Genomic DNA, 21,729 nt, shown 5'->3' with positions numbered 1-21,729 from the left:
GAAGAGAGGTTCCCGAGCGGTACACCCCGTGGGCCTTCGATCTGGTGTGTTGCCGTTCTGGCCGGAAATGCTCACCCATCCCCGTCGACGGGAGGGGTGGAAAAGGATCGCAATGCGGAACCCAATTGACACAAAAGTGTCAGGGGGGAACTCCGACGGGCCGACCCTCGAAAGGGTCGGCCCGTCGGGGCGTCAGGACCCTTTACCGGTCGAGCAGTCCGAGGCTGCGGGCGGCCGCCTCCGGGTCGATCGGGACGATCTGCGGCTGCGGCGCGCCGGCCACCGCCCAGTCCGGGTCCTTCAGGCCGTTGCCGGTCACGGTGCAGACGATCCGCTGGCCCGGGTCGACCAGGCCGGCCTCCGCCTTGGCCAGCAGACCGGCCACCGAGGCGGCCGAGGCGGGCTCCACGAAGACGCCCTCCTGCGAGGCCAACAGCCGGTAGGCGGACAGGATCTGACGGTCCGTCACCTTGTCGATGAGGCCGCCGGACTCGTCCCGCGCGGCGAGCGCGAAGTCCCAGGAGGCCGGGTTGCCGATCCGGATCGCGGTGGCGATGGTCTGCGGCTTGAGCACCGGCGCGCCGTCCACGATCGGGGCCGAGCCGGAGGCCTGGAAGCCCCACATCCGCGGGGTGCGGGTGGCGAGGCCGTCGGCCGCGTACTCGCGGTAGCCCTTCCAGTACGCGGTGATGTTGCCCGCGTTGCCGACCGGCAGGACGTGGATGTCCGGGGCGTCGCCGAGCATGTCGACGATCTCGAAGGCCGCGGTCTTCTGGCCCTCGATCCGCACCGGGTTGACCGAGTTGACCAGCGCCACCGGGTACTTCTCGGACAGTTCACGCGCAAGGGTGAGGCAGTCGTCGAAGTTCCCGTCGACCTGGAGGATCCTGGCGCCGTGGACCAGCGCCTGGCCCATCTTGCCGAGGGCGATCTTGCCCTGCGGGACGAGCACCGCGGAGACCATCCCGGCCCGCACCGCGTACGCGGCGGCGGAGGCCGAGGTGTTGCCGGTGGAGGCGCAGATGACCGCCTGCGCGCCCTCCTCCTTGGCCTTGGAGATGGCCATCGTCATCCCGCGGTCCTTGAAGGAGCCGGTCGGGTTGGCGCCCTCGACCTTGAGGTAGACCTCGCAGCCCGTGCGCTCGGAGAGCACCTGGGCGGGGACCAGGGGCGTGCCGCCCTCCAACAGGGTGACCACCGGGGTGGCCGCGGTGACCGGCAGGCGGTCCCGGTACTCCTCGATCAGGCCGCGCCACTGGTGGGTGTGCGCGCCTCGGACGACGTTCTCGGCAACGGCGTTCATGGCTGGTTCCTTATTCCCCTTCGACCCGCATGATGCTGGCCACGTCCCGCACGCTGTCCAGCGCGCGGAGCTTGTCGACCGTCGCCGACAGCGCGGCGTCGGTGGCACGGTGGGTGACCACGACGAGCGAGGCGTCGCCGTCGCGGCCCTGCTGGCGCACGGTGTCGATGGAGACGCCGTGCTCGGCGAAGACGGATGCCACCTGGGCGAGCACGCCCGCGCGGTCGTCCACGTCGAGGCTGACGTGGTAGCGGGTGACCACCTCGTCCATCGGCTTGGCCGGCAGCCGCGTGTACACCGAGTCACCGGGGCCGGTGGCGCCGGCGAGCTTGTTGCGGCAGACCGCGACCAGGTCGCCGAGCACCGCGGAGGCGGTCGGCGAGCCGCCCGCGCCGGGGCCGTAGAACATCAGCCGGCCGGCCGCCTCGGCCTCGACGAACACCGCGTTGTACGCCTCGCGGACGGAGGCCAGCGGGTGCGACAGCGGGATCATCGCCGGGTGGACGCGCGCGGTGACGGACTCGCCGTCCGCGGCCCGCTCGCAGATCGCGAGCAGCTTGACCACGCAGCCCATCTCCTTGGCGGAGGCGATGTCGGCCGCCGTCACCTCGGTGATGCCCTCGCGGTAGACGTCCGCCGCGGTGACCTTGGTGTGGAAGGCGATGCCGGCCAGGATCGCGGCCTTGGCGGCGGCGTCGAAGCCCTCGACGTCGGCCGTCGGGTCGGCCTCGGCGTAGCCCAGCGCGGTGGCCTCCTCCAGCGCCTCCGAGTAGCCGGCGCCGGTGGTGTCCATCTTGTCGAGGATGAAGTTGGTGGTGCCGTTGACGATCCCCAGCACCCGGTTGACCTTGTCCCCCGCGAGGGACTCGCGCAGCGGGCGCAGCAGCGGGATCGCGCCCGCCACCGCGGCCTCGTAGTACAGGTCCACCCCGGCCTCGGCGGCCGCGGCGTGCAGCTCGGTGCCGTCCTTGGCGAGCAGCGCCTTGTTGGCGCTGACCACCGAGGCGCCCTGCCGGAAGGCGGACAGGATCAGCGATTTGGAGGGCTCGATGCCGCCCACCACCTCGACCACCACGTCGATGTCGCCCCGGTTGACCAGGGCCTCGGCGTCGGTGGTGATCAGGTGCTCGGGGACGCCCGGGCGGGTCCGCCCGGCCCGGCGGACCGCGATCCCGGCCAACTCGACCGGAGCGCCGATGCGAGCGGCGAGGTCGTCGGCCGTCGTCGTCATGATGCGCGCCACCTCGGAGCCCACCACACCACAACCCAGCAACGCCACCTTCAGCGGGCGCGTACGCATCATCCGACTCCGCTCTGCATTCTTCTGCTTCGGTAATTTCCGGCGGGTTTTCCTGGACCGCCGGGAACTTCGGTCTCTACCAGTCTCCGGGACTTTCCGTACGGATCTACGGTCGTTCCATGATCTGAGACGAGGATTTCGTCATCCGATATCCAGACGCAGGAGATCCTCCTCCGTCTCGCGCCGGACGATCACCCGCGCCGCACCGTCCCTGACGGCGAGCACGGGGGGCTTGAGGGCGTGGTTGTAATTGCTCGCCATCGACCGGCAGTAGGCGCCGGTGGCGGGCACCGCGATCAGGTCGCCCGGGGCCAGGTCGGCCGGCAGGAAGGCGTCCCGGACGACGATGTCGCCGGACTCGCAGTGCTTGCCGACCACCCGCACCAGCATCGGCTCCGCGTCGCTGGTGCGCGACACCAGGGCCACCGAGTACTCGGCGTCGTACAGCGCGGTGCGGATGTTGTCGGACATCCCGCCGTCCACGCTGACGTAGGTGCGCAGGCCCTCCAGCGGCTTGACGGTGCCGACCTCGTACAGCGTGAACGCCGTCGGGCCGACGATCGCCCGGCCCGGCTCCACGCTCAGCCGGGGGGCGTCCAGGTTCGCGGCGGCGCACTCGCGGCGGACGATGTCGGCCAGCGCGGCCGCGATCTCGGCCGGCTCGCGCGGGTCGTCCTCGCTGGTGTAGGCGATGCCGAGGCCGCCGCCGAGGTCGATCTCGGGCAGCTGGACGCCGTGCTCGTCACGGATCCCGGCCAGCAGGCCGACCACCCGGCGGGCGGCCACCTCGAAGCCCGCCATGTCGAAGATCTGCGAGCCGATGTGCGAGTGGATGCCGCGCAGCTCCAGGCTGTCGTGGCCGAGCACCCGGCGCACCGCCTCGGCGGCCGCTCCCCCGGTGAGCGACAGCCCGAACTTCTGGTCCTCGTGCGCGGTGGCGATGAACTCGTGGGTGTGCGCCTCGACGCCGACGGTGATCCGGATCAGCACCCGCTGGCGCACGCCCTGGCGGGCGGCGATCGCGGCCAGGCGCCCGATCTCCTCGTAGGAGTCGACCACGATGTGCCCGACGCCGGTCTTCACGGCGTGTTCCAGCTCGTCCGCCGACTTGTTGTTGCCGTGCAGCGCGATCCGCTCCGGCGGCATCCCGGCGGCCAGGGCGACCGCCAGCTCGCCCGGGCTGCACACGTCGAGGTTGAGGCCCTCCTCGTGCAGCCAGCGCACGACGGCCTTGGAGAGGAACGCCTTCCCGGCGTAGTAGACGTCCGCGCCGGTGCCGAAGGCGTCCCGCCAGGCGCGCGCCCGGGACCGGAAGTCCTCCTCGTCCAGCACGTAGGCGGGGGTGCCGAACTCGGCGGCCAGCCGCTTGACGTCGATGCCGCCGACGGTCGCCACGCCCTCGGCGTTCCGGGCGACGGTGCGCGACCAGACCTTGGGGTCGAGCGCGTTCAGGTCGGCGGGCGGGGCCTGGTAGTGGCCCTCGGGCAGGACGTCGCCGTGACGGGGGCCTGCCGGGTGTGCGGAGCGACTCATCTTCGGAGATCCTTCGAGACCTATGGCGAGGGGCGGCGACGGTCCACGTTGACCGTCAGCCGCCCCCGCCGTGCGCTTGGGGGTGGTGCCTACATCCGCTCGGGCGCCGTCACGCCCAGGAGCGTGAGTCCGTTGGCGAGCACGGTGCGCGTCGCCTCGACCAGCCAGAGGCGGGCGCGGTGCGTGTCGGAGAGCTCCTCGTCGCCCTTGGGCAGGAACATGCAGTTCTCGTACAGGCGGTGGTACTTGCCCGCGAGGTCCTCCAGATAGCGCGCGACCCGGTGCGGCTCGCGCAGCTCGCCGGCCGTGGCCAGCACCCGCGGGAACTCCGCGAGGTGGCCGAGCACGTCGGACTCCCACTCGGTGGCGAGCAGCTCGGGCTTGAACTGCTCGACCGTGCCCTTGTCCACGCCCAGCTCGGCGGCCTTGCGGGCCACGCCGCACATCCGGGTGTGCGCGTACTGGACGTAGAAGACCGGGTTCTCGTTGGTCTGGCTGGTCAGCAGGTTGATGTCCAGCGTGATCGTCGAGTCCGTGGAGGAGCGCGCCAGGGTGTAGCGGGCGGCGTCCACGCCGATCCACTCGATCACATCGTCGATCGTGATGATGTTGCCGGCCCGCTTCGACATGCGGACCTCTTCGCCGTCGCGAAGCATCTTCACGAACTGGCCGATCTTCACCTCGATGTTGTGGTCCATGTCGTCGCCCGCGCAGGCCGCGATGGCCTTGAGGCGGTTGACGTAGCCGTGGTGGTCGGCGCCCAGCATGTAGAGCGCGACCTCGGCGCCGCGGTCCCGCTTGGACAGGTAGTACGCGGCGTCGGCGGCGAAGTAGGTCTTGTCGCCGTCGGCCTTGACCAGGACGCGGTCCTTGTCGTCGCCGAAGTCGGTGGTGCGCAGGAAGACCGCGTCGTCCTGCTCGAAGACGTGGCCCTGCTCGCGCAGCCGGTCGATGGCCTTCTCGACCGCGCCGGAGTCGTGCAGCGTCTTCTCCGAGAACCACACGTCGAAGTGGGTGCCGAACTCGTCCATCGAGCGCTTGATCTCGGCGACCATGAGCTTGAGGCCCTCGGTGCGGAAGACCTGGAGCTGCTCCTCCTCGGAGAGGTCGAGCACGCCGGGGATCGCGTCGGTGAGCGCCTTGGCGATGTCGACGATGTACTCGCCGACGTAGCCGTCCTCGGGCGCCGGGCGGCCGTTCGCGGCGGCCTGCAGCGAGGCGGCGAACTTGCCGATCTGCACGCCGGCGTCGTTGAGGTAGTACTCGGTGGTGACGTCGGCGCCGGAGGCCCGCAGCACGCGCGCCATCGAGTCGCCGACGGCGGCCCAGCGGACGCCGCCGATGTGGATCGGGCCGGTCGGGTTGGCGGAGACGAACTCCAGGTTGATCCTCAGGCCCTTGAGGGCCTCGTTGCGGCCGTAGGCCTCGCCCGCCTCGACGACGGTGCGCGCCAGCGCGCCGGCGGTGGCGGTGTCCAGGGTGATGTTCAGGAAGCCCGGACCGGCGATGTCGACCTTGGCGACGCCGGTGATCCCTCGCAGGCGGTCGGCCAGCAGCTCGGCAACGGCTCGCGGCGGCTTGCCGGCCGCCTTGGCGAGCTGGAGGGCCACGTTGGTCGCGTAGTCGCCGTGGTCCCTGTTCTTGGGCCGTTCGACCGTCACGTGCTCGGGCACGGCGACGGCCAGCTCGCCCGCCTCGACGGCGGAGCTCACTGCGGCCTGGATTGCCTGGGAAAGGTCTGCGGGGGTCACGACGCCAAGCGTAGGCGAGACGGGGTGCCCGCCCGCCACCCGGTTTACCGGTTGAGACGCCGGTGCGCCGTGGTTACCGGGTCTCAGCCGCGATCCGTCCGCTCTGTTCGCTCAGGGCGAACTGCGTCGGACGGGCCGGCACGGCGCCCGCCGGACGGCCCGGCGGACTGTTCCGCGAGCCCCATCAGGCGCCGGACCAGGGCCACCAGGTCGGCCGGGTCGAAGGGCTTGCCGAGGTAGCCGTCCACCCCGACCGTCTCCCCCAGGTCGAGGTCCGCCGGGGTGCAGGCGCTCACGATCGCGATCGGCAGCCGGCTGGTGTCCGGGGTCGCGCGCAGCCGGGCCGCCGTCCGCAGGCCGTCCAGCCTCGGCATCACCACGTCCAGCGTCACCACGTCGGGCCGCACCCGGCGGACGACCTCCAGGCACTCGGCGCCGTCGGCGGCGGTCACCACCTCGAAGCCCTCGAGCTCCAGGTTGACCCTGATCAGCTGGCGGATCACCTCGCTGTCGTCCACCACGAGGACCCGCCCGGACACTCCCGACACCTCACCGAGGGTATCGGCGGCCCCGCCGCCCCGTCCGGCCTTTGGGCACTTCCGCCCCCACCCGGCACACGGCCCGATCCCCGGGTCGATCCGCCGCCCGATTCGCGGGCCGGACGATCTTCGGGGAAACCCGTGCACGGACCACCCCCGGAGCCTGGTACTGTTCTCACGTCGGAAGCGCGAGCGACCGACAGGCCAACAGGCCCCCGTAGCTCAGGGGATAGAGCACCGCCCTCCGGAGGCGGGTGCGTAGGTTCGAATCCTACCGGGGGCACTTCGCAGGAAGTGCAAGTCAGGCCCAGATCAGTGGAGTTGATCCACGGATCTGGGCCTTTGTCGTATGCGGACGCGCGACCGGGTCCGGGCCCGGGTGGGGGCCGGGTCCGGACCCGGTGTCTCAGGAGGCGGCCGCCTCGGCCTGGGTGTACAGGTCCGCGATGGTGTGGTCGAAGAGGGCGCTGTACGAGATGTCGTCGGTGTCGCCGCCCTGCTGGTAGCCGCCGATCGCGCCGATCACGTCGCCGGTGGCGGTGTTGATCCACGGGCCGCCGCTGGTGCCGCCCGGGTAGGCCGGGCAGTGGACGACCCGCTGGTAGGTGCTCTGCTGCCCGGTGGTGTTGGTGCACAGGACGGGCGCCTCGGCGTCGGCGGGGTAGCCGTAGAGGCGGACGGTGGCGCCGAACGGCTCGTCGGTGCCCAGCCGGTTGCCGCCGACCACGTCCTCGACGTTGCGGCCGTTGCTGGGGGCGGTCTCCAGGATCGCGAAGTCCTCGTCCTCGTCGCCCTTCTGGGACCAACCGGTGGTGGTGTGGATCGCGGTCACCCGCCAGGTGCCGTACGGGGCGGAGCCGTCGCGGTAGCCGGGGGCGAAGGTGACGCCGTCGGTGCTGCTGAGGCAGTGCGCGGCGGTCAGCAGCAGGTTGCCGGTGGCGCTGTGCAGCACGCTGGCGGTGCAGAAGTGGTCGCCGGCCGTCGGCGTGCCGCTGAACAGCGCGCCGACCGTCCCGGTCTCGCGGTCGCCGGCCGGCGCCGGGGCGGTGGTGCCGAGCGCGACGTCGGCGGCGGTGGTGGTCGGGGCGGCCGGCGCGGCGGCGGGGGTGGCCGTCGCGGTGGCCGTCGGGTCGGCGGTCGGGACCGCGGAGGGCGTGGGGGCCGCGACCGGGGCGGGCGGGGCGACCGCCGCCGGGTCGGCGGCCGGGACGGGCACGGCGGCACGGGTGCTGCGGGCCGCCTTCCCGGCGGCCGTCGTGTCGGACAGGTCCAGCCCGTGCGTCCCGGTCAGCACCGCGGCGACCGCCACCGCGGACAGCGCGGTGAACAGGGACGGGGCCAGGAGTCTGCGGCGGCGCGAACCCTCGCGGCGGTGCTTGCCCATGCCTGTCTCTCCTGCCGGGGCGGTCGGTGGCGTCGTTCGGTGAACGACTATGGCGCCTCAGCCTGGAAAGGGCGTGACCGGCTCCTTGGAGCTCGATGAGAAATACCGTCAGCGCGTCAGCACCGCGTCCAGTTCTGCGGCTCCGACGAAAGCGGTGTGCGTCCCGGCGGCGGTGCAGGCGAAGGCCCCGGCCACCGTACCGGCCCGGGCGCAGTCCAATGGCGGGCGGCCCTGGAACCAGGCGTACAGGAAGCCGGACACGAAGGCGTCCCCGGCGCCGTTGGTGTCCACCACCGGACGGCCCGGGTCGACGGCCGGCAGCCGGCGCGGCGCCGGGTCGTCCCGGGTGAGCAGGTGGCAGCCCTCGGCGCCGGCGGTGGCGACGACCACCCGCGCGCGCCCCTCGGCGAGGATCGCGCGCATCACCTCCTCGTGCCGGCCGCGGCAGCCGGCCACCGAGAGGAAGACCAGGTCGGAGCCGAGCGCGTAGTCGCGGTGGTGCGGGTCGGCGCCGTCCCAGTCGTGCAGGTCGGTGGAGGTGGTGCGGCCGAGGCGGTGCAGGTCGCCGTACATGTCCCGGTTGACGCCGGTGATGGACAGGTGGACGTGCCGGCTGCGCTCGGCGTACGGCAGACAGAAGTCGCGCGGCAGCCGCAGGTCGGCGGGGTGGCGGCCGTCGAAGAAGGAGAACCGGCGGCCGGCCGGGTCCACCAGGTTGACCCCGCGCGGGGTGCCGTACGGGCTCACCAGGTGCGCGAAGTGCAGTCCGTGGCGCGCGTAGTGGGCGCGGACCAGGTCGCCCTGGGGGTCGTCGCCGAGGAAGTCGATGAACGCGGTGCGCAGGCCGAGGTGGTGGGCGCCGAGGGCGACGCCGTTGCCGGTGTGGCCGACGTAGTCCCGCACCGGCTCGACGAACCGCGAGTCGCCGGGCGGGAGTTCCAGCCGCTCGACCCGGACGATGGTGTCCACGCCGCTGCCGCCGACGACGAGCAGGTCGAACTCGGGCGGCGCGGCCTCGGGCGAAACGGTCTCGGACGGCACGGCGGCGCCTCCTTGCTTCCTGGACGGTGGTGGCCAGGAGTCAAGCAGGCGCCGGAGGTTGACTGCAAGGACTTGCTGCAAATTTCAATCGGCCGGTGGCCGCTCCGGACCCGCCTCGGCCCGGACCTCGGCCCCGGTCTCGACGTTCGCCCGGACGTCGGCCCGGGCCACTGCCCGCGGGCTCGGCCGCCCGTCCACCGCCCGTACGGCGGACGCCGATGCCGCCCCGCCCTCGACGGCGGTGGCCGCGACCGGAGTCGGCCGGTGGTCGATCATCAGCACCGCGACCAGCGCGGCCGCCAGCAGCACGCCCATCGCCACCCAGGTCGCGACCACGTAGCCGTGTACCGCGCCCTGGGCCCGCACCGCCGGGTCGGCGGCGATCCGGGTGGCCAGGAAGCTCGCGGTGGCGCTCGCGGCGACCGTGTTCAGCAGCGCGGTGCCGACCGAACCGCCCACCTGCTGCGCCGAGTTGATGGTGGCCGAGGCCGCGCCGGCCTCATTCGGGGCGACCCCGAGGGTGGCCAGGCTCATGGCCGGCATGAACACCAGGCCCATGCCGAAGCCGATCAGCAGCTCGGCGGGCAGCACCATGCCGGCCCACGGGCTGTCCACCCGCATCTGGGTCAGCCAGGCCATGCCGCCCGCGGCGAGCAGCAGGCCCGGGCCGATCAGGTTCCGGGACGGCACCCTGGTCATCATCCGGGCCGCGAAGCCCGTCGAACTCAGCACGATGGCGACCGTCATGGGCAGGAAGGACAGGCCGGACACGATCGGCGAGAAGTGCTTGATGGCCTGGAGGTAGTAGGTCAGGAACAGGAAGAGGCCGAACATGCCGACCATCGCCAGGCCCACCGAGAGCGCGCCGCCGCCGCGGTTGCGGTCGGCGACGATGTGCAGCGGCAGCAGCGGGTGCGCGGTGCGCCGCTCCACCAGGACGAACGCCGCGAGCAGCGCCACGCCCAGGACCAGCGGGCCGATCACCAGGCCGTCGCCCCAGCCCCTGGTCACGGCCTCGGAGGTGCCGTAGACGATCGCCAGCAGGCCGCCGCAGCCGAGCAGCGCCCCGGGCAGGTCCAGCCGCAGCCGGCGGCCCTTCCCGACGTGGTCGCGCTTCAGCACGTTGAAGGCCGCGAAGGCGGTGACGGCGGCGATCGGCACGTTGACGAACAGGCACCAGCGCCAGTCCAGGTACTCGGTCAGCAGGCCGCCGGCGATGAAGCCGATCGCGGAGCCGCCGCCGGCGATCGCGCCGAAGATGCCGAAGGCCGTACTGCGCTCCCGCGGATCGGAGAAGGTGGTGGAGAGCAGCCCCAGCGCGGAGGGGGCGAGCAGGGCGCCGAACGCGCCCTGGAGGGCGCGGGCGCCGAAGAGCATGGCGGGGCCGACCGCCGCGCCGCCAAAGGCGGAGGCGAGGGCGAAGCCCAGCAGGCCGACGGTGAAGACGCGCTTGCGGCCGAAGAGGTCGCCCAGCCGGCCGCCGAGCAGCAGCAGGCCGCCGAAGGCCAGCGTGTAGGCGGTGATCACCCACTGCCGGTCGGCGTCCGAGATGCCCAGGTCCCGCTGGGCGGACGGCAGTGCGATGTTCACGATGGTGATGTCGAGCACGATCATGAGCTGGGCGGTGGCGATGACGGCCAGCGCCCACCAGCGGCGGCGGTCCGCGTCCTCATGACCGGCGACGGTTCTCGCAGTCACTGGTCGAGCCTTCCGGAGTGGGGCGGAGAGGTCACGCAGTCGCCTTCCAGCCAAACCCCGCTCCGGACGGATGGCAAGGAAAAACCTCACCAAATCAGACCTTCAGGACAAAAGAACCAGGCCCCCGGGACTGCGGACCGAGTCCCGGGGGCCTGGTTCCACGGCTCGCGCCGCGTGGTGGCTCAGAGCGCCGAGAGCTCCTCGACCAGGTCGTCCAGCCCCAGCGAGCCCTGCGAGAGCGCCGCCATGTGCCAGGCCTTGAGGTCGAACTCCTCGCCGCGCGCCTCGTGCGCCGCCTTCGCCGCCGCCCGGCCGCGCAGCCAGGCGCGCTCGCCCAGCTTGTAGCCGATCGCCTGGCCGGGCAGGCCCAGGTAGCGGACCAGCTCGCTGTCCAGGAAGTCGGCGGACAGGCCGCAGTACAGGCCGAAGAACTCCCGGGCGTGCTCCGGGGCGACCGGCTCGCCCGGCCGGTACGGGGAGTCCGCCGGGAAGTCCAGGCCCACGTGCATGCCGATGTCGACGATGACCCGCAGCGCGCGCATCATCTGCGCGTTGAGGTAGCCCAGGCGGTGGCCCGGGTCGGTGAGGTAGCCGAGCTCGTCCATCAGGCGCTCGGCGTACAGCGCCCAGCCCTCCAGGTTGGCGCTGACCCCGCCGAGGCTCACCTGGTAGGTGGAGAGCCGGTCGGCGACGTAGTTCCACTGCGCGAGCTGGAGGTGGTGGCCCGGGACGCCCTCGTGGTACCAGGTGGAGACCAGGTCCCAGACCGGGAAGCGGTCCCGGCCGACCAGCGGCAGCCAGGTCCGCCCGGGGCGGCTGAAGTCCAGCGAGGGCGCGGTGTAGTACGGCGCGGCGGCGCTGCCCGCCGGGGCGATCCTCGACTCGACCCGGGTGACCGGCTCGGCCAGGTCGAAGTGGGTGCCCTGGAGGTCCCGGACGGCCTGGTCCATCAGGCCCTGGAGGTACTCCCGGGCGGCCTCGGCGCCCTCGATCGCCGGGCCGTCCGACTCCAGCCAGCGCATCGCCGCGAGCGGACCCGCGCCCGGCAGGACCTTCTCGGCCTCGGTCTCCATCTGCGCCAGCAGGTCGTGGAACTCGCTCCAGGCCCAGGCGTAGGCCTCGTCGAGGTCCAGGTCGGCACCGGTCCAATAGCGCACCCAGCGGACGTAGCGCTCCCGGCCCGCGGTGTCCGGGGCGCCGGCCGCGGCCGGGCCGTACACGTCGCGCAGCCAGTCGCGCAGCTCCGCCAGCGCCTCGGCGGCGGCCACCGCGTGCTTCGACAGCTCGGGGTGCAGACCCTCCGGCGCGCCCTGGACGAAGGTGCCGAACCAGGCGCCGGGCACCCGCTCGGCGGCGGGCACGTCCTCGCCCAGCCACTCGGCGAACTGCCCGAGCACCGTGGCCACCTGGCGCGGGCCGGACAGCAGGCCGCGCTCGACGCCCTCCGTCAACGTGCGTCGGTACTGCGCGAACGCCTCCGGGAGCCGCGCCATCCGGCGGCCGATCACCTGCCACTCGGCCTCGGTGTCGGTGCCCATCAGGGTGAAGGACTCCCGCACGTCGTGCACCGGGGAGCCCAGGTTGCGCAGCGAGCGGAAGTTCTCCCCCGCCTCGTGGACGGCGAGTTCGGCGGTCAGCCGCTCGCGCAGCAGCCGGGCGCAGCGGCGCTCCGCCTCGTCGTCGGCGGCACCGGCCCGCTCGGCCTCGTCGAGCTTCGCCAGGGTGCGGCGGGCGAGGTCGGCGACGGCCTCGGGACCGGCCGGGGAGAGGTCGGGAAGCCGGTCGTCGTCAAGGTTGAGACCGAGGTACACCGCGGTCAGCGGGTCGAGCTCGGCCAGTTCGCGGACGTGGTCGTCGGCGATGCGGCGAGGGGTGGCGCCGTCGGCGGTGATCAGTTCTTCACGCATTCGGACATCATTTCGTGGCGCGGCAGCTTTGCAACCCCTTTGCGAGCCGGGTTCGCCTGCGAAAATCCGTTCGGCGCGACCGGATCCGATCCGTCCGGCGCCCATTACGCTTGGCCGCCATGGAAGCCAGCCCCGCCCCGGCCGCACCCGAGCCGCGCCCGCGCCGCACCGGCTACCGGCGGCTGCCGGTCCAGCAGCGGCGCGAGCAGCTGATCGCGGTCGCCCTGGAGCTGTTCGCCTCCCGGCCGCCCGAGGAGGTGGGCCTGGACGACGTCGCCGAGGCCGCCGGGGCCTCCCGCCCGCTGGTGTACCGCTACTTCGCGGGCGGCAAGCAGCAGTTGTACGAGGCCGCGCTGCGCACCGCGGCGGACGAGCTGAGCAGCCGCTTCGCGCTGCGGCTGAGCGGGACGCCGTCCGAGCAGCTGTCGGCGGTGCTGGACGGCTACTTCGCCTTCGTGGCCGAGCACGACGCGGGCTACTCGGCGCTGCTGCGCGGCGGTTCGGTGGTGGAGACGGCCCGCACCTCGGCGATCGTGGACGACGTCCGGCGGGAGGCGCTGCGCCGGACGCTGCGCCACCTGGGCGTGCGGGAGGCCGGGCCGCGGCTGACCCTGCTGGTGCGCTCCTGGATCGCGGTGGTCGAGGGCGCGTCGCTGAGCTGGCTGGACGAGGGGCGCGCGCTGCCGGTGGCGGAGCTGCGCGACTGGCTGGTGGACCAGTTCACCGCGATGGCGGCGGCGACGGCGCTGCACGACCCGCAGACGGCCGAGGTGCTGGCGGGGGTGCTGGCGCTGGAGGGGCCGCGGCCGGAGCGGGCGGAGCGGCTGCGGGCGGTGCTGGGCGGCGGCTCCTAGGCGGCGCGGCCGCACCCGAGCGGTCCCGGCGCCCCTCCCGACCCCCGTGCCAAGGGTCGGGGCGGCCTGCGTGATTACGCCTTGCCGAGCACCTGGCGCTGGCGGCCGAGCCCGTCGACCTCGATCTCGACCACGTCGCCCGGGGCGAGGTACGGCGTGCCGGGGCGGCCCAGGGTGACCCCCGCCGGGGTGCCGGTGATGACCACGTCGCCGGGCTCCAGCACCATGAACCGGCTCGCGTAGCGGACCAGTTCGAGCACCGGGAAGATCATCTCCGCGGTGCTGCCGTGCTGCCGCCGCTCGCCGTTGACCCACAGCCGCAGGGTCAGCGCCTGCGGGTCGGCCACCTCGTCGGGGGTGACCAGCCAGGGCCCGAGCGGGGTGAAGGTCTCCGCCGACTTGCCCTTGTCCCACTGGCCGCCGCGCTCGAACTGGAAGGCCCGCTCGGTGACGTCGTTGGCGATCGTGTACCCGGCGATCACCCCGGCCGCCTCGGCGTGCGAGTCCAGGTAGCGGGCGGTGCGGCCGATCACGACGGCCAGCTCGGCCTCGTAGTCGGTCTTCTCGCCGCCGCGCGGCACCAGCACCTCGTCGTACGGGCCGACCACGGTGGAGCCCGGCTTGAGGAAGATGACCGGCTCGGCCGGGATCGCGGCCCCGGCCTCGGCCGCGTGGTCGCGGTAGTTGAGCCCGATGCCGACCACCTTGCCCGGCCGGGGCACCGGTGCGCCCACCCGCAGGCCGTCGAGGTCCAGCACCGGCAGGACGCCGGCGGCCGCGTCCCGGGCCAGTGCGGCCGGGTCCAGCCCGGCCAGGAAGGCCCCGTCGAGGTCGCGGGTCCGCCCCGAGAGGTCGTACGCGGTGCCGTCCTCACCCAGGACGACCGGGCGCTCGGCGCCCGCGGGTCCGACGCGCAGGAGCTTCATCGATCCGTCACCAGCCTTTCGTCGCAGCTCACCGGGGCGGCCCGGAGGCCGCTCCCGAGTCCGGCAACGAGGTATACCAACGCGCCGGGGCGGCGGGCCAGACCGTCCCGATGGGCGAAATCCTCCCGGTTGGCGCTCCGGCCGCCGCCCCGGCTCGGCGGCCCGCACGGTTGACACCCCGGGGGCCGACCGTGCGGAGGCGACTCAGCCGTCCTGCGCGCCGCCGCCGAGCAGCGCCGCCAGGGCGACGGCCCGCGGCCGGCCCGGGCCGAGCCTGGCGGCCTCCCGCTGCCAGTGCGCGAGGTCGCGCCGGGCGTCCGCCCGGGCCTCCGGGGTGGCGCCGGGCACCTGGGCCAGCTCGTCCAGCAGGGCGGCGGCCGCGCCCGGGCTGCCGTCCCGGGCCACCCAGAGGGCCAGGTCGTGGCAGGTGCGCAGGGTGCGCGGGTCCTCCGGGCCGCAGATCCGGGCGAAGTCGGGGACGAGCGCGGTGAGGATCTCCACCGCCTCCGCGGCCTCGCCGGCCTCACCGTGCCGCCAGGCCCGGTCGGCCCGCCGGCGCAGCTGCTCCGGGCTGGGGTCGTCCGGGCGCAGCATCCCGGGCCGGATGGCGCGCAGCCGCTCCAGCACCTCGGCGGCGCCGGCCGGCCGTTGTCCTGGCCGCTTGGCGAGCAGTTCGGCGACCAGCCCGGCCAGGGCCGGGTCCTTGCCGCGCACCCGGGGCGGGACCTCCTCCAGGTGCTTGTACATGTACTCGGCGGCCGAGGCGGCGCGGAACGGGCGGGTGCCGGTGCAGACCTCGTACAGCATGATGCCGAGCGCGTAGAGGTCGGCCCGGCCGTCCACCGGGCCGCCGGACCAGCACTCGGGCGCCAGGTACGGGACGGTGCCGACCACGTTGCCGGTGGAGGTGAGCCGGACGGTCTGGGTGACCAGTCGGGCGATGCCGAAGTCCAGGACCTTGGCCCGCTCCCCGTCCTCCACGATCATCACGTTCTCGGGCTTGATGTCCCGGTGGACGATCCCCGAGCGGTGCGCGGCGTCCAGCGCCTTGCACACGTGCCGCATCCAGCGCAGCCCCTGCTTGTGGTCCGGCCAGCCGTCCTTGAGCACCTCGGACAGCGCCCGGCCGCGGACCAGCTCCATCACCAGGTACGGGATCTTCCCGGAGCCGGACTCCGTCCACCCGTAGTCGTACACGGTGACGATGTGCGGGTTGTTGAGGCCGCCGGCCGTCCGGGCCTCGCGGACGAACCGGCTGACCGCCTCCCGGTCGGTGGCGTGCTCGGCGAGCAGCACCTTGACCGCGACCGGCCGGTCGATGGTCGTGTCGGTCGCCCGCCAGACCACGCCGAAGCCGCCCCGGCCCAGCTCCTGCTCCAGCCGGAAGCGGCCGCCGAGCACCTCGCCCTTCTCCATTCCCTCCCCCAACCCGACCGCGCCCGCTCGGCGTTCGCCGCCGGAGGGGTCGGAGGGGTCACCATAGCGGCGGGCGGGGACGAACGGGTGAACGAGCCGGGCCCACTTCCGGCAGCTACGGCTTGGGCAGCCCGGGCGGGTTGATCTCGGAGCTCTTCACGGCCTCGTTGTCCAGGCCCCAGCGCTTGAGCACCTGCCCGTACGTGCCGTTCCTGATCACCTCGTCGATCGCCCCGTTCAACGCCTTGACCAGGCCGTTGTCCTTCCGGGTGGTCGCCGCGATCTTGCCGAGGACGTCCGCGCCGCCGCCCGAGTAGGTGCCGACGACCTCGGTCTCGCCGGTCTGCACGGCGTGGAAGGCCAGGCTGGGGTTGGGGCCGGTGTAGACCTCGATCCGGCCGGAGGAGAGCGCCAGGTAGTACTCGGTGCCCTGGAAGTACTTGATGTCGATCGGCTTGAGGCCGTTCCTGACGTTCTCCTCGCTCCAGGAGACCAGCAGCTTCTCCTGGTTGGTGCCGGTGGCGACGCCGACCGTCTTGCCCGCGAGGTCCCTGGGGCCGGTGACCTTGAGGCCGCCGCCCTTCTTCGCCTCGAAGCCCAGGACGTCCAGCCGGTAGGTGGCGAAGTCGTACTTCTCCTTGCGCGCCTCGGTGACGGTGATGTTGGACAGGCCCACGTCGTACTTGCCGCTGTCCAGGCCGACGAAGATGTTCTCCCAGGAGACCGGGTTGAACTCGACCTTGAGGCCGAGCACGTTGCCGATCAGGAGGGCGAGGTCCGGTTCGACGCCGATGATGGTCTTGTCGTCGTTGGCGTAGAAGTCCAGCGGCGGGGTGGAGCCGATGGAGTCGACGACGCTCAGCGTCCCCTTCCGTCTGATCTCCTCCGGGACCAGAGCGGCGATCGCGTCGACCTTGGGCGTGGTGACCCGTTCCTGGTTCGGCGACAGGTTCACCACCGTGCCGTCCGGCGCGGTGCTGCCCTTGGCCGGGGCGAGCTCCCCCGCCGCGCCCGTGGCGCCGCTGCCGCAGCCGGCCAGGACGAGGGCTGCGGTGAGCGCGGCGGCGGTCACGAGGGCGCGACGGGGTAGGGACATGGCGGAACTCCTGCTCGGTAAAGGGGGGTTGAGGAAAGGGGAAGGTCAGAGGACCTTGGCCAGGAAGGCCCGGGTGCGCTCGTGCCGCGGCCGGTCCAGGACCTCGGCGGGCGGGCCCTGCTCGACCACCACGCCGCCGTCCATGAAGACCACGGTGTCGGCGACCTCGCGGGCGAAGCCGATCTCGTGGGTGACCACGATCATCGTGGTGCCGCTGCGGGCCAGGTCCTTGATGACGTCCAGCACCTCGCCGACCAGCTCCGGGTCGAGCGCCGAGGTCGGCTCGTCGAACAGCAGCACCTTCGGCTCCAGCGCCAGCGCCCGGGCGATCGCCACCCGCTGCTGCTGCCCGCCGGACAGCTGCCGGGGGTAGGCGGCGGCCTTGTCGGCCAGCCCGACCCGCTCCAGCAGCGCCAGCGCCGTCGCCCTGGCCTCGGCCCTGGGGCGGCGCAGCGCGGAGACCGGCGCCTCGACCAGGTTCTCCAGCACGGTGAGGTGCGGGAACAGGTTGAAGTTCTGGAACACGAAGCCGATGCCGGTGCGCTGGCGCAGCACCTCGCGCTCCTTGAGCTCGTACAGCCGGTCGCCGGAGCGGCGGTAGCCGATCAGCTCGCCGTCGATGGCGACGTGGCCGCGGTCCAGCTTCTCCAGGTGGTTGATCGCGCGCAGCAGGGTGGACTTGCCGGAGCCGGACGGGCCGAGCACCACGGTCACCGAGCCGGCCGGGACGTCCAGGTCGACCCCGCGCAGCACCTCCAGCCGGCCGAAGCTCTTGTGCAGGCCGCGGACCTGCACCATCGGGGCGGCCGGGGTCGGGGCGGCCGGGCTCGGCTCGGGCTTCGTCAGGGTGGTCACGACTGTCCTCCGGGGGTACGGGCGGCGGCGGGCCGGGTGCGGTCCGGCAGGCTCCGGGCGAGGGCCCGGACGCGCTGCCACGGGGTGGGCGGCGGGGTGCGCTGGGCGCCGCGGGCGAAGTGGCGCTCGACGTAGTACTGGCCGACCGAGAGCACGGTGGTCAGCAGCACGTACCAGACGGTGGCGACCATCAGCAGCGGCACCACCCGGCCCGTACGGCCGTAGATCACCTGGGCCTGGTAGAAGAGCTCGCCGATGGCCATCACGTAGACCACCGAGGTGCCCTTGAGCAGCGAGATCACCTCGTTGGCGGCGGCCGGCAGGATGCCGCGCATGGCCTGCGGCAGCACGATCCGCCGGCCCTGCCGCCAGCGCGGGATGCCGAGTGCGGCGGCGGCCTCGCGCTGGCCGGCGTCCACCGCGATGATGCCACCGCGGATGATCTCGGCGGCGAACGCGGCCTGGTGCAGCCCGAGGCCGAGCACCGCCGCGCCGAGCGCGCTGAGCACCCCGACCGTCTCGACCTCGCCGAAGGTCGGGCCGAACGGGATGCCGATCCCGAACCGCTTGTACAGGTAGGAGAGGTTGAACCAGAACACCAGCTGGACGATCAGCGGGATCGAGCGGAACACCCACACGTAGGCCCAGGCGATGGAGCGCAGGATCGCGCTGCGGGACAGCCGCATCGCGGCGACCACGGTGCCCAGCAGGAAGCCCAGCACCGTGCCGTAGGCGGTGAGTTCGAGGGTCCGCCCGATCGCCCGGAGGATGGTGTCGGCGGTGAAGTAGAGCCGGAAGGTGGCCCAGTCCCAGCCGGGGTTGGTGGCCAGGCCGTGGGCGAACTGGGCGAGCACGACCAGCGCGGCGATCCCGGCGGCCCAGCGCCAGGGGTGCCGGGCCGGGACGGTGCGCAGGCCGGCCAGCCGGTCGAGGTCGAGGGCGGCGGCCGGGGCCGGCCGGCTGGGCGGGGCCGCGCTGGTCCCGGTGGTGGCGGTGGTGGCGGTGGTCATCGGGGGTCTCCTTCGCTCGGGCCGGCGCTCAGGCGTGCTCGGGCGGGCTGATCTGCGACTCCTTGATCGCCGACTCGGCGACCCCCCACTTGCGCAGGATCCGCTCGTACGTCCCGTCCTTGATCAGCTGGTTGACCGCCGCCTGGAGGGCCGGGGCGAGCTTCGAGCCCTTCTTCAGGGCGAAGCCGACGTCGAGGCGGTGGAACTCGTTGAGGAAGCGGGTCCCCGAGGCCTCCTGCGCGACCTGGTGGCGCAGGCCGTTGATGGTGGACATCTCGATGTCCACCCGGCCCTGCTGGAGGCTGGTCAGCAGGGCGCCGCTCTCGCTGAACGCCTTGACCTCGTACGGCTTCTTCCCGGCGTCGGTGCAGACGCTCTTCCGGCTGTTGAGGGTGGTCTCGAAGGTGGTGCCGGCGCCGGTGCCGATGGTCAGTCCGCACAGCTGGACCAGGTCGGTGACCGGCTGGATCGCGGTGTTGTCCTTCTTCACCGCGAAGCCCTGGCCGTCGTCGATGTAGGTGACGAAGTCGATGGTCTTCAGCCGGGCCGCGGTGACCCCGAAGTTGCCGGTGCCGACGTCGTACTTCCCGCTGTCCAGGGCGGGCAGGATGGTCTCGAAGGCGGCCTGCTCGCGCTGCACGGTCAGGCCGAGCAGCCTGGCCACCGCGTCGGTGAAGTCCACGTCGATCCCGGCGGGCCTCCGGTCGGCCTGGTCGGTGTAGAAGGCGCTGGGCGGCGTGCCGAAGGACGAGCCGAACCTGATCGTGCCGGCGGCGCGGACGTCCTCGGGCAGCAGCGCGGCGGCGGCCTGCGAGGTCCTGAGGCCGGAGACGAGGTCCTCGGTGGCGGCGGCGGACGGACCGCCCGCCGCCGCGCCCGCGATCTTCGGGTCCGAGCCGCAGGCGGCCAGGGCCAGGACCGGCAGCAGGGCGGCGGTCGCGAGCAGGCGGCGGCGGACGGTGCTGGTTCTCACGGGGGGCCTTTCAGGGAGTGTGGGCCAGAACGGGCGACTGCGGTCCGAGGACCGGCAGCCGCTTCTCGAAGGGGAGCGGGCCGATGGTCAGCGGATCGGCCGAGACGTCGAACAGCGGGGTGTAGCCGGCCGCCAGGTAGAGGTTCCTGGCCTCGGGCTGGCGCGGCCCGGTGGTGAGGTAGAACCGGCTGTAGCCGGCCGCGACGGCCGTCCGCTCCAGCTCGGCCAGCACCCGGCGGGCCAGGCCCCGGCGGCGGTGCGCGGAGTGCGTCCACATCCGCTTCACCTCGGCGGTGCGCTCGTCGTAGCGCTTGTACGCGCCGCCGGCCACCGGTTCGCCGTCCTCCAGCAGGAGCAGCAGCACGCCGTGCGGCTCGGCGAAGGCCTCGCCCGGGTAGCGGGTCATCTCCTGGTGCGCCTCGGGGCCGTACCGGGTGACGTACTCGTGGGTGAGCTCGCGCAGCAGCGGTTCGACCAGGGGGTCGTCGACGGACGCCTTGCGGAACTCCCACCCGCCGGCCGCGCTCACGCCTGCGCCGCGATCAGCTGGTGGCGGTCGCGCTCGGCCCGCTCGGCCCGGGCGGCCCCGGCCTTGGCGGCGTCCCGCTTGGCGACCTCCTCGCGGACGATCGGGATGACGTACCGGCCGAAGTCGATCGCGTCGTCCAGCAGGTGGTAGCCGCGCGCGGAGAGGATGTCCACACCGAGGTCGTAGTAGTCGAGCAGCGCCTGGGCGACCGTCTCCGGGGTGCCGACCAGCGCGTTGGAGTTGCCCGCCCCGCCGGTCGCCGCGGCGGTCGGGGTCCACAGCGCGCGGTCGTAGCGCTCGCCGGCCTCGGCGATCTCGATCAGCCGCCGGGAGCCGGTGTTTTCGGGTGTCACGGCCTCGGGGGTGGTCCCCGGCCGGTCGGCGCCCCGGCGGGCCCGGATCGCGGCCACCGTCCGGTGCGCCTTCTCCCAGGCCAGCGCCTCGGTCGGCGCGATGATCGGCCGGAACGCCACCTGGATCCGCGGCACGTCGGTGCGCCCGGCGGCCCGGGCCGCCTCCCGCACCCGCTCGATCTGCTCGGCGGTGCGGGCCAGCGGCTCGCCCCACAGGCAGTAGACGTCCGCCTCGGCGCCGCCGGCCGCGTAGGCCGCGTCCGAGGAGCCGCCGAAGGAGACCCCGGGGCGCGGCTGCTGCACGGGGAAGACGTCCGAGACGAAGTCGTTGAAGCGGTAGTGCGGGCCCTCGTGGTCGAAGGGCTCCCGGCTGGTCCAGGCCTTCTTGACGATGCCGATGTACTCGCGGGTGCGCTCGTAGCGCTGGTCCTTGGTCAGGAAGTCGCCCTCGCGCTGCTGCTCGTGGTCGTTGCCGCCGGTGATGAAGTGGACGGTCAGCCGGCCGTCGCTGATCCGGTCGAGCGTCGCGAAGGTCTTGGCCGCGAAGGTCGGGTAGGAGACGTTCGGCCGGTGCGCCAGCAGGATCTGGAGGCGGTCCAGGTGCGAGGCGAGGAAGGCCGCCGCGGCCGCCGGCTCGGGGGCCCCGGCCCCGTACGCGAAGAGCACCCGGTCCCAGCCGTGGTCCTCGTGCGCCCGGGCCAGCCGCAGGGTGTAGTCGCGGTCGAAGGCGGCGGTGGTGCGGGCGGTGGTCTCCGAACCGTCGCCGGTGGCGGCGATGCCGAGGAATTCGACGGGCATGGCGGAACCTTTCGGGGTGGGTGGAGGTCCGGTGGACCGCGGGTGGGCGGCACCGGAGGCGGCCGCGGCGGGGCGGCCGTCGAGCGGGTGACGGTGGGAGGGGTGCGGGAGCGGAGATGCCGGACGACGGGAGGGCCGGAGCGCGGGAGGGCCGGAGCGCAGTGCGGGGTCATCGGCGGCAGCGGGGGCCTGACGCGTCGCCGGTCGTCGACGACGGATCCGGCCGCGACGGGGCGGTCCGAGGGAGGGCTCTCCCCGCCGGGGGATCAGGCCGGACGGGCGGCCCGCTGCCGGGTCAGCTGCGACACGCCGCGGACCACACCCGACCGAAGTCGATGTGGTCGCGGGTGACCAGGGGCTGCTCGGCGTACATGGCCCCAAGTTGAACAGTCGGCCGATCGGTACGTCAACCATCCATCATTGCCGCACTGTTGCGATCTCCTGTCGGTTTTTCGACGCGCTT

The 21,729-nt window shown here is 73.1% G+C and carries 18 protein-coding genes and 1 tRNA gene; 2 read left to right on the top strand and 17 right to left on the bottom strand.

From position 1 onward, the window contains the following. Positions 1–202: 202 nt before the first annotated feature. The 5 genes from thrC to ACFVXH_RS10090 all read right to left on the bottom strand — a co-directional run bounded on the left by thrC (position 203) and on the right by ACFVXH_RS10090 (position 6,426). Complete coding sequence (thrC, locus tag ACFVXH_RS10110) at positions 203–1,303, bottom strand: threonine synthase (protein ID WP_049655889.1); 1,101 nt, start codon at positions 1,301–1,303, stop codon at positions 203–205. A 10-nt stretch (positions 1,304–1,313) separates the two neighbouring features. Beyond that, positions 1,314–2,606, bottom strand: a complete 1,293-nt coding sequence (locus ACFVXH_RS10105; protein ID WP_049655891.1) for a homoserine dehydrogenase — start codon at positions 2,604–2,606, stop codon at positions 1,314–1,316. 138 nt (positions 2,607–2,744) lie between these two features. After that, positions 2,745–4,136 (bottom strand): diaminopimelate decarboxylase, encoded by a 1,392-nt coding sequence (gene lysA / locus ACFVXH_RS10100; protein ID WP_387822007.1) that lies wholly within the window; start codon positions 4,134–4,136, stop codon positions 2,745–2,747. An 89-nt stretch (positions 4,137–4,225) separates the two neighbouring features. Beyond that, on the bottom strand, positions 4,226–5,887 hold the full coding sequence (gene argS, locus ACFVXH_RS10095) for an arginine--tRNA ligase (RefSeq protein ID WP_049655895.1): 1,662 nt from the start codon (positions 5,885–5,887) through the stop codon (positions 4,226–4,228). A gap of 83 nt (positions 5,888–5,970) precedes the next feature. Beyond that, on the bottom strand, positions 5,971–6,426 hold the full coding sequence (locus tag ACFVXH_RS10090) for a response regulator (RefSeq protein WP_049655897.1): 456 nt from the start codon (positions 6,424–6,426) through the stop codon (positions 5,971–5,973). Between the two features lie 211 nt (positions 6,427–6,637). Here ACFVXH_RS10090 and ACFVXH_RS10085 point away from each other — a divergent pair. Further along, positions 6,638–6,709: transfer RNA gene (locus tag ACFVXH_RS10085), tRNA-Arg, on the top strand. A 123-nt stretch (positions 6,710–6,832) separates the two neighbouring features. On the opposite strand, the gene ACFVXH_RS10080 is transcribed toward ACFVXH_RS10085, so the two are convergent. From ACFVXH_RS10080 to ACFVXH_RS10065, 4 genes are all read right to left on the bottom strand, one after another. Next, positions 6,833–7,810, bottom strand: a complete 978-nt coding sequence (locus tag ACFVXH_RS10080; RefSeq protein ID WP_387822003.1) for a trypsin-like serine peptidase — start codon at positions 7,808–7,810, stop codon at positions 6,833–6,835. A 108-nt stretch (positions 7,811–7,918) separates the two neighbouring features. Beyond that, positions 7,919–8,851, bottom strand: coding sequence for a carbohydrate kinase family protein (locus ACFVXH_RS10075; RefSeq protein ID WP_049657742.1), 933 nt, complete (start codon positions 8,849–8,851; stop codon positions 7,919–7,921). A gap of 84 nt (positions 8,852–8,935) precedes the next feature. Beyond that, entirely contained in the window at positions 8,936–10,549 is a 1,614-nt protein-coding gene (locus ACFVXH_RS10070) for an MFS transporter (protein ID WP_387821999.1), read from the bottom strand. Between the two features lie 182 nt (positions 10,550–10,731). Beyond that, positions 10,732–12,456 (bottom strand): DUF885 domain-containing protein, encoded by a 1,725-nt coding sequence (locus tag ACFVXH_RS10065; protein ID WP_387821996.1) that lies wholly within the window; start codon positions 12,454–12,456, stop codon positions 10,732–10,734. A gap of 119 nt (positions 12,457–12,575) precedes the next feature. Here ACFVXH_RS10065 and ACFVXH_RS10060 point away from each other — a divergent pair, with 119 nt between their 5' ends. After that, positions 12,576–13,310 (top strand): TetR/AcrR family transcriptional regulator, encoded by a 735-nt coding sequence (locus tag ACFVXH_RS10060; RefSeq protein ID WP_074001443.1) that lies wholly within the window; start codon positions 12,576–12,578, stop codon positions 13,308–13,310. Between the two features lie 74 nt (positions 13,311–13,384). Here the strand turns inward: ACFVXH_RS10060 and ACFVXH_RS10055 are convergent, their stop codons facing one another. The 8 genes from ACFVXH_RS10055 to ACFVXH_RS10020 form a co-directional block, all read right to left on the bottom strand. Further along, complete coding sequence (locus ACFVXH_RS10055; RefSeq protein WP_387821993.1) at positions 13,385–14,236, bottom strand: fumarylacetoacetate hydrolase family protein; 852 nt, start codon at positions 14,234–14,236, stop codon at positions 13,385–13,387. Between the two features lie 204 nt (positions 14,237–14,440). Beyond that, positions 14,441–15,652 (bottom strand): serine/threonine-protein kinase, encoded by a 1,212-nt coding sequence (locus ACFVXH_RS10050; RefSeq protein ID WP_387821990.1) that lies wholly within the window; start codon positions 15,650–15,652, stop codon positions 14,441–14,443. A gap of 115 nt (positions 15,653–15,767) precedes the next feature. Beyond that, the gene (locus ACFVXH_RS10045) at positions 15,768–16,748 is read right to left on the bottom strand and encodes an ABC transporter substrate-binding protein (RefSeq protein WP_387821987.1); all 981 of its coding nucleotides are present in this window, start codon (positions 16,746–16,748) and stop codon (positions 15,768–15,770) included. A 45-nt stretch (positions 16,749–16,793) separates the two neighbouring features. Further along, positions 16,794–17,546 carry an amino acid ABC transporter ATP-binding protein gene (locus ACFVXH_RS10040; protein WP_049655467.1) on the bottom strand — a complete coding sequence of 251 codons (753 nt, stop codon included), beginning with the start codon at positions 17,544–17,546 and terminating at the stop codon, positions 16,794–16,796. A 53-nt stretch (positions 17,547–17,599) separates the two neighbouring features. Next, positions 17,600–18,613: an amino acid ABC transporter permease gene (locus tag ACFVXH_RS10035; protein WP_387821984.1), complete on the bottom strand. Its 1,014-nt coding sequence runs from the start codon at positions 18,611–18,613 to the stop codon at positions 17,600–17,602. 28 nt (positions 18,614–18,641) lie between these two features. Further along, on the bottom strand, positions 18,642–19,586 hold the full coding sequence (locus ACFVXH_RS10030; protein WP_049655460.1) for an ABC transporter substrate-binding protein: 945 nt from the start codon (positions 19,584–19,586) through the stop codon (positions 18,642–18,644). 10 nt (positions 19,587–19,596) lie between these two features. Further along, complete coding sequence (locus tag ACFVXH_RS10025; RefSeq protein WP_049655459.1) at positions 19,597–20,115, bottom strand: GNAT family N-acetyltransferase; 519 nt, start codon at positions 20,113–20,115, stop codon at positions 19,597–19,599. Then, positions 20,112–21,266 (bottom strand): LLM class flavin-dependent oxidoreductase, encoded by a 1,155-nt coding sequence (locus tag ACFVXH_RS10020; RefSeq protein WP_117489518.1) that lies wholly within the window; start codon positions 21,264–21,266, stop codon positions 20,112–20,114. The genes ACFVXH_RS10025 and ACFVXH_RS10020 overlap by 4 nt, the downstream gene beginning before the upstream one ends. Positions 21,267–21,729: the final 463 nt, after the last annotated feature.

This window comes from Kitasatospora sp. NPDC058184, from assembly GCF_042883725.1.
In the GTDB taxonomy this organism is placed as follows: domain Bacteria; phylum Actinomycetota; class Actinomycetes; order Streptomycetales; family Streptomycetaceae; genus Kitasatospora.
The sequence above is the reverse complement of the archived record's forward strand: the minus strand, read 5'-3'. Positions and strand labels throughout refer to the sequence as shown.

Coding starts and splice junctions, on each gene's coding strand:
- ACFVXH_RS10105 (WP_049655891.1), bottom strand. CDS start 2,606: ATGATGCGTACGCGCCCGCTGAAGGTGGCGTTGCTGGGTTGTGGTGTG.
- ACFVXH_RS10045 (WP_387821987.1), bottom strand. CDS start 16,748: ATGTCCCTACCCCGTCGCGCCCTCGTGACCGCCGCCGCGCTCACCGCA.
- thrC (WP_049655889.1), bottom strand. CDS start 1,303: ATGAACGCCGTTGCCGAGAACGTCGTCCGAGGCGCGCACACCCACCAG.
- ACFVXH_RS10065 (WP_387821996.1), bottom strand. CDS start 12,456: ATGCGTGAAGAACTGATCACCGCCGACGGCGCCACCCCTCGCCGCATC.
- ACFVXH_RS10020 (WP_117489518.1), bottom strand. CDS start 21,266: ATGCCCGTCGAATTCCTCGGCATCGCCGCCACCGGCGACGGTTCGGAG.
- ACFVXH_RS10035 (WP_387821984.1), bottom strand. CDS start 18,613: ATGACCACCGCCACCACCGCCACCACCGGGACCAGCGCGGCCCCGCCC.
- ACFVXH_RS10050 (WP_387821990.1), bottom strand. CDS start 15,652: ATGGAGAAGGGCGAGGTGCTCGGCGGCCGCTTCCGGCTGGAGCAGGAG.
- ACFVXH_RS10080 (WP_387822003.1), bottom strand. CDS start 7,810: ATGGGCAAGCACCGCCGCGAGGGTTCGCGCCGCCGCAGACTCCTGGCC.
- ACFVXH_RS10040 (WP_049655467.1), bottom strand. CDS start 17,546: ATGGTGCAGGTCCGCGGCCTGCACAAGAGCTTCGGCCGGCTGGAGGTG.
- lysA (WP_387822007.1), bottom strand. CDS start 4,136: ATGAGTCGCTCCGCACACCCGGCAGGCCCCCGTCACGGCGACGTCCTG.
- ACFVXH_RS10060 (WP_074001443.1), top strand. CDS start 12,576: ATGGAAGCCAGCCCCGCCCCGGCCGCACCCGAGCCGCGCCCGCGCCGC.
- ACFVXH_RS10055 (WP_387821993.1), bottom strand. CDS start 14,236: ATGAAGCTCCTGCGCGTCGGACCCGCGGGCGCCGAGCGCCCGGTCGTC.